This is a genomic window from Streptomyces sp. NPDC001443 (assembly GCF_053597355.1).
The window spans coordinates 146,952-153,626 of record NZ_JBSFIA010000018.1; the positions used below are offsets into that span (position 1 = coordinate 146,952).

Genomic DNA, 6,675 nt, shown 5'->3' on the forward strand with positions numbered 1-6,675 from the left:
GTGATCGATATCAACGAGTCCGTGATGCAGTTCCTTCTGGCGTTCGTCGTCGTCGGCCCGCTCCTCGGTGCCGTCGCCGCTCTGCTGCCGGCCCCGCCCGGACTGAAGGGGAAGTCGCCCGAGCAGGCCGTGCTGCGGCACGGCGTGACCGTCACCGGCGTCGTCCTGCTGGCCGCGATCGTCCTGGCGCTCGGCTTCGACCACGACCACCCGTCGAAGATGCAGGCCAGTACGGACATCAGCTGGATCCCCGCACTCGGCGTGCGGATCCACCTAGGCGTCGACGGCATCTCCCTCCCCCTCCTGGTCCTGACCGCGCTGCTGACCTTCCTGTGCGCGCTGTACTCCTACTTCAAGCCGCCCGCGGGCCCGGCCCCGAAGGCGTTCGTCGCACTGCTGCTCGTCCTGGAGGCCGGCACCCTCGCCACCTTCGCCGTCCTCGACCTGCTGCTGTTCTTCCTCGCCTTCGAGACGGTCCTGATCCCGATGTACTTCCTCATCGCCCGCTGGGGCGGCGCCGAGCGAGCCCAGGCGGCCTGGAAGTTCATCCTCTTCACACTGCTCGGTTCGGTCGTCATGCTGCTCGGCCTGCTCCTGATCGGAATCAAGGCGGGCACATTCGACATGGTGGCACTCGCCACTGACAACGGCCGGTCGCTGACCACGTCCGTGCAGGTCATCGCCGCTCTGGCGATCGGGATCGGACTCGCGGTGAAGACGCCGATGTGGCCGCTGCACAGCTGGCTGCCCGACGCCCACACCGCCGCGCCGACCGTCGGCTCGGTCCTGCTGGCCGGCGTGCTGCTGAAGATGGGCACCTACGGGTTCGTACGCATCCTCCTGCCGATCACACCCGACGGCCTGGGCACCTTCGCGCCCTACCTCGCCGCCTTCGCCGTCGTCGGGATCGTCTACGGGTCCCTGGCCTGCCTCGCCCTCGCCAAACAGGGCGCGAAGGGCGACCTCAAGCGTCTGATCGCCTACTCCTCCGTCGGCCACATGGGCTTCGTCCTGCTCGGCATCGCGACCATGACCCCGACCGGCGTGAACGGCGCCCTGTTCGCCAACATCGCCCACGGCCTCATCACCGGCCTGCTCTTCTTCCTGGTCGGCGCCCTGAAGGAGCGCACCGGCAGCACCGACCTCGACACCCTCGCCGAGGGCACCGGCGCCGCGCTCTACGGCAGGGCCCCGCGCCTCGGCGGCCTGCTCGCCTTCGCCGCGGTCGCCTCGCTCGGCCTGCCCGGCCTCGCCGGGTTCTGGGGCGAGATGCTGGCGCTGTTCGGCGCGTTCGACCCCGCCCCGGCCCTCAGCCGCCCCGCCTTCCTCACCTTCATGGCGATCGCCGCGTTCGGCACGCTGCTCACGGCCGCGTACATGCTGATCGTGGTCCGGCGCGTCTGCATGGGCGCCGTCCCGTCGGACCCGCAGCCGACCTGGCGGCTCGCCGACGTCCAGAGCTACGAGTTCGCGGCCTGGACCCCGCTCGTCGCCCTCACCGTCGTGGCCGGACTGTGGCCGAGGGCCCTCCTCGGCCTGACCGACCCGGCCGTGCAGCAACTCCTCGCAGGAGGCACCCGATGAGCGTCCTGGCCCTGCCCGCGGCCCACCCCCTGGCCGAGTCCACGGCACAGACCGCCGCCCAGTCCGTGGTCCAGTCCGTCGACTGGCTCGCCATCGCGCCGCCCACCCTCGCGGCCGTGGTGGGACTCGCCGTACTCGTCGCCGACCTGTTCCTGCCCGAGGCCAGGAAGGCCGTGCTCGGCTGGACCTCGGTCGCGGGACTCGCCGCGGCCGCGCTCCTGCTGCTGCCCCTCCTCGACGGCGACCGCTCCACCTTCTGCCTCAGCGGCGACCCGGCGGTGTGCAGCTACACCGTGGACCGCTTCACCCTCGTGGTGCAGTTCCTGGTCCTCGGCGGCGCCCTCCTCGCGGCCCTCCTGTCCGTCACCACCCTGAAGGACGCCGACAAGGGACTGCCCGAGGGGGAGTACTGGTTCCTGCTGCTCTCCTCCGCCGCGGGCGCCGCCCTGCTGCCCGCCTCCCGCGACCTCGCCACCCTCGTCGTCGCCCTCGAGGTCGCCTCCCTGCCCGCGTTCGCCCTGGTCGGCATCCAGCACGGCGACCGGAAGTCCTCCGAGGCGGCGCTGAAGTTCTTCCTGTCCTCGGTGATCGCGACCGCGGTCAGCCTGATGGGCATCAGCTTCGTCTACGCCTGCACCGGCAGCCTCTACCTCACCCAGGTCGCCGACCGCATCCAGCACGTCGACGGCCGCCTGCACACCCTCGCCGCGGCCGGCGTCGTCCTCACCCTCGTCGGGTTCGCCTTCAAGACGGCCGCCGTCCCCTTCCACTTCTGGGTGCCCGACACCTACGTGGGAGCACCCCTGCCCGTCGCCGCCTACCTGTCGGTGGTCGGCAAGGCGGTCGGCTTCTCCGGGCTGATCCTCGTCACGGTCGTCGCCCTCCCGTCGTACGCCCACGCCTGGGGCCCGGCGCTGGCCGCGCTGGCCGCGCTCACGATGACCGTCGGCAACGTCGGCGCGCTGCGCCAGCAGGCCACGCGCGCGTACAGCGCGGTACGGCTGCTCGCGTGGTCGTCGGTCGGCCAGGCCGGCTACCTCCTCGTACCGATCGCCGCTGCCGCGTACTCCGACGACCCCCAGAAGTCGGTCGGCTCCACGCTCGCGTACGCCCTCATGTACGCGGCCGTGAACCTGGGCGCCTTCGCGGTGGCCGCCATGGTCGGCCGCAGGAGCCCCCTGAACCGCCTCACGGACTACCGCGGCCTCTACGCCTCGAACCCCCTGGCCGCCCTGCTCCTGGCCTTCTTCCTGCTCTGCCTCGCCGGACTGCCGCCGGGCGTCATCGGACTCTTCGCGAAGGTCACCGTCTTCTCGGCGGCCGTCGACGCGGGCCTGGGCTGGCTCGCGGTGGTGATGGCCGTCAACGTGGTCATCGCGCTCTTCTACTACCTCCAGTGGACGACGCTGCTGTTCCGCGCGCCCGAGGGCGAGCCCGAGCGGCATCGCGTCCCGGCTCCCCTCACCGCCGCCATCGCCCTGACCGGCGTCCTGGGCGTCGTCCTGTCCGGCGCGCCGCAGCTGGTCCTGCGCTTCGCCACCACCGGGCTGTTCTGAGACCGGCGCGGCGGTAGGCGGACCCGTCACCCGGACGGCGGACGCGCGCGCTCGCGGGCACAAGGGAACTCGGCGCTCCCGCCTGGCGTTGTCGAGAGCGGGAGGGTCCACTGGACGTGACACGACACCAGTGGCATCGGAGACAGCAAGCAAAGGGTTCCCCTGCTGCACCACTTGGAGGGCGTACCGTGCACCGCCGGCACAACGGGCTCAGGACCGCAGTCCTCCTCGGGGGACTGTCCGCACTCATCATCCTGATCGGCAGCTTCTTCGGCCGTACGGGCCTGATCGTCGCGGTCGTCGTCGCACTCGGCACCAACGCGTACGCGTACTGGAACAGCGACAAACTGGCGCTACGCGCGATGCGTGCCCGCCCGGTGAGCGAGTTCGAGGCCCCGGCGCTCTACCGCATGGTCCGTGAGCTCTCCACCCAGGCCCGCCAGCCCATGCCGCGCCTGTACATCTCCCCGACGGAGGCCCCGAACGCCTTCGCGACCGGCCGCAACCCGCGCAACGCCGCCGTGTGCTGCACCGAGGGCATCCTGAGGATCCTGGACGAGCGCGAACTGCGCGGAGTCATCGGCCATGAGCTCAGCCACGTCTACAACCGCGACATCCTGATCTCGTCCGTCGCCGGCGCCCTCGCGTCGGTGATCATGTTCCTGGTGAACTTCGCCTGGCTCATCCCGGTCGGCCGCTCGGACGACGACGACGGCCCCGGCTTCCTGGGTCTGTTGCTGATCATGATCCTGGGCCCGCTCGCGGCCTCCGTCATCCAACTGGCCATCAGCCGCTCCCGGGAGTACGAGGCGGACGCCTCCGGCGCCCAGCTCACCGGCGATCCGATAGCGCTCGCCGGCGCCCTGCGCAAGCTCGACGCCGGCACCAAGCAACTGCCGCTGCCGCCCGAGCCGCGCATCGAGACCGCGAGCCACATGATGATCGCGAACCCGTTCCGGCCCGGCCAGGGGCTGTCGAAGATGTTCTCCACCCACCCGCCGATGGCGGAGCGCATCGCCCGCCTGGAGCGGATGGCGGGCCGCCGGTCCTAAGGCCTGGCCAAGGGCCTGGCCAAGGGCCTGGCCAAGGGTCCGGTCCAAGGCCGGTCAGGATCGGCCGGGTCCGGTCCTGAGTCCTTGTCAGCGGCCGCCGAACCGCTCGTCCGTCGAGACCACTTCGCGCCCCAGCGGCATCAGGGAGATCGGGATCAGCTTCAGGTTGGCCCAGCCGAACGGGATGCCGATGATCGACACGAACAGCGGGATGCTGGTGACCAGGTGAGCCAGGGCCAGCCACCAGCCCGCGCAGATCACCCAGATCACGTTGCCGATGAACGACGCGGCTCCGGCGCCCGGTCGTTCCACCGTGGTCCGGCCGAACGGCCACAGCACGAAACCGGCGATGCGCAGCGACGCGATCCCGAACGGGATCGTGATGATCAGTACAAAACAGATCAGGGCGGCGATCGTGTACGCGATGGCCATCCAGATGCCGCAGAAGACCAGCCACACGATGTTCAGCAACAGGTTGAACAGCTTCATGATCAGTACCTCTCCCCAGGTGGCTGCGCGGACACCGTCCGTCCCGGACAAGTATGAGCGGGCGGAGCGCCCGACTGTGAGCTGCGGCAACCCTGTGGCGTGATCGGGAACATCCGGAGACGAACATCCCCGGAATCCACGTCGCGCCACACCTCACCTCACCTCACCTCACCGCCACACGGTCGTCGTCACCCTCGCAGCCACTGCCGTACGCCGTACAGAACGACCCCCACGGCCAGCACCCCCGCGCCCACCGCCACCGATCCCCAGGGCAGCGCGAACGCCAGCACCACGCACCCCAGCAGCCCCGCCACGGGCACCACCCGTGCCGCCGGGCGCGGGTCCAGGGTCCAGGCCGAGGCGTTGGCGACCGCGTAGTACGTCAGCACGCCGAAGGAGGAGAAGCCGATCGCGCCGCGCAGGTCCACCGTGGCGGCGAGCACCGCGACCACCGCCCCCACGGCCAGCTCGGCCCGGTGCGGTACCCGGAACCGTGGATGCACGGCGGCCAGCGCGCCCGGCAGATGCCGGTCCCGGGCCATGGCCAGCGTGGTCCGCGAGACACCGAGGATCAGCGCGAGCAGCGACCCCAGAGCGGCCAGGGCCGCCCCGGCCCGGACCACCGGCACCAGCGCCGGCACCCCGGCCGCCCGTACCGCGTCCGCCAGCGGAGCCGTGGCGCGCGCGAGACCGTCCGGCCCCAGCACGGACAGGGCGGCCACCGCCACGCACGCGTACACCACCAGCGTGATGCCGAGGGCCAGCGGGACCGCCCGCGGAATGGTGCGCGCCGGATCCCGCACCTCCTCGCCGAGGGTCGCGATGCGCGCGTACCCGGCGAACGCGAAGAACAGCAGCCCGGCGGCCTGGAGCACCCCGCCCACGCCCCCGGAGGCACCGGCACCCAGCCGTCCGGCACCGGACGCCCCGGATCCCAGGCACACGACCACCACGGCGGCGAGCACGGCCAGCACCGCCGCCACGATCGACCGCGTCAGCCAGGCCGACTTCTGGACGCCGCCGTAGTTCACCGCGGTCAGCGCCACCACGGCCGCCATCGCCACCGCGTGCGACTGCCCCGGCCAGAGGTACGTGCCCACCGTCAGCGCCATCGCCGCGCACGAGGCGGTCTTGCCGACCACGAACGACCAGCCCGCGAGATACCCCCAGAACGCCCCGAGCCGCTCCCGCCCGTACACGTACGTGCCGCCCGAGGCGGGATAACGGGCCGCGAGCCGGGCGGACGAGGTGGCGTTGCAGTACGCGACCACCGCGGCCAGGGCGAGCCCGAGCAGCAGCCCGGAGCCGGCGGCGCGCGCCGCGGGCCCCAGGGCCGCGAAGACGCCGGCGCCGATCATCGAACCGAGACCGATGACGACGGCGTCGCCCACGCCCAGCGTCCGCCGCAGTTCAGAGCCGGACTGTGTCATGGGCGGCACCCTACTGACCGCCGCAACCGCCGGAGGGCGCGGTGACGTCTTCCCGGCCGACACGCGATGAACGGGCGTGGCGAGAACGGCGGAACACAGCCCGGCCGGAAGAAAGTCACAGCGCCGGGACAGTGCAAGCACGACCTGGAGGGGCAGGTTCACGGCATGAGCATCATCAGCTGGATCATCCTGGGGCTGTTGGCCGGAGCCATCGCCAAGTTCCTGCTGCCGGGCCGTGACCCGGGCGGCGTCATCGGTACGACCGTGATCGGCGTCGTGGGCGCGTTCCTCGGCGGCTGGATATCGGCCCGCTGGCTGGACCACCCGATCACCAAGAACTTCTACGACGGCGCCACCTGGGCGGCCGCGATCGGCGGAGCGCTCGTGCTCCTGGTGGCTTACCGCCTGCTGTTCGGCAACTCACGCGACTGATCCCGACACGCGCGAGGGAGGGGTGGACACCGACGGTGTCCACAGTTCTCGCGCGACCGACCGCGGTCCCTGCTCCTGCGAACCTGCCGCACGCGCCAGATCGGCGGCCAGGTCACCGAGCGCGCGGACCGC

The 6,675-nt window shown here is 71.5% G+C and carries 6 protein-coding genes; 4 read left to right on the forward strand and 2 right to left on the reverse strand.

Going from position 1 to position 6,675, the window contains the following annotated elements; genetic code table 11:
* The 3 genes from ACWC24_RS20465 (at position 1) to htpX (ending at position 4,192) form a co-directional block, all read left to right on the forward strand.
* Positions 1–1,584, forward strand: a complete 1,584-nt coding sequence (locus ACWC24_RS20465; protein ID WP_450664240.1) for a complex I subunit 4 family protein — start codon at positions 1–3, stop codon at positions 1,582–1,584.
* Positions 1,581–3,140: an NADH-quinone oxidoreductase subunit N gene (locus ACWC24_RS20470; protein WP_450664241.1), complete on the forward strand. Its 1,560-nt coding sequence runs from the start codon at positions 1,581–1,583 to the stop codon at positions 3,138–3,140. The genes ACWC24_RS20465 and ACWC24_RS20470 overlap by 4 nt, the downstream gene beginning before the upstream one ends.
* Positions 3,141–3,328: 188 nt before the next feature.
* Entirely contained in the window at positions 3,329–4,192 is an 864-nt protein-coding gene (gene htpX / locus ACWC24_RS20475) for a zinc metalloprotease HtpX (protein WP_450664242.1), read from the forward strand.
* Positions 4,193–4,279: 87 nt separating this feature from the next.
* Here htpX and ACWC24_RS20480 read toward each other — a convergent pair whose 3' ends face one another.
* Positions 4,280–4,681 carry a YccF domain-containing protein gene (locus tag ACWC24_RS20480; RefSeq protein WP_450664243.1) on the reverse strand — a complete coding sequence of 134 codons (402 nt, stop codon included), beginning with the start codon at positions 4,679–4,681 and terminating at the stop codon, positions 4,280–4,282.
* A gap of 188 nt (positions 4,682–4,869) precedes the next feature.
* Positions 4,870–6,111 (reverse strand): APC family permease, encoded by a 1,242-nt coding sequence (locus tag ACWC24_RS20485; RefSeq protein WP_450664244.1) that lies wholly within the window; start codon positions 6,109–6,111, stop codon positions 4,870–4,872.
* A 165-nt stretch (positions 6,112–6,276) separates the two neighbouring features.
* Here ACWC24_RS20485 and ACWC24_RS20490 point away from each other — a divergent pair, with 165 nt between their 5' ends.
* The gene (locus ACWC24_RS20490; RefSeq protein ID WP_450664245.1) at positions 6,277–6,543 is read left to right on the forward strand and encodes a GlsB/YeaQ/YmgE family stress response membrane protein; all 267 of its coding nucleotides are present in this window, start codon (positions 6,277–6,279) and stop codon (positions 6,541–6,543) included.
* Positions 6,544–6,675: the final 132 nt, after the last annotated feature.

Bases quoted from the DNA above. Each gene is read 5' to 3' on its own strand.
- ACWC24_RS20470 (WP_450664241.1), top strand. From the start codon at position 1,581: ATGAGCGTCCTGGCCCTGCCCGCGGCCCACCCCCTGGCCGAGTCCACG.
- ACWC24_RS20480 (WP_450664243.1), bottom strand. From the start codon at position 4,681: ATGAAGCTGTTCAACCTGTTGCTGAACATCGTGTGGCTGGTCTTCTGC.
- ACWC24_RS20485 (WP_450664244.1), bottom strand. From the start codon at position 6,111: ATGACACAGTCCGGCTCTGAACTGCGGCGGACGCTGGGCGTGGGCGAC.
- ACWC24_RS20490 (WP_450664245.1), top strand. From the start codon at position 6,277: ATGAGCATCATCAGCTGGATCATCCTGGGGCTGTTGGCCGGAGCCATC.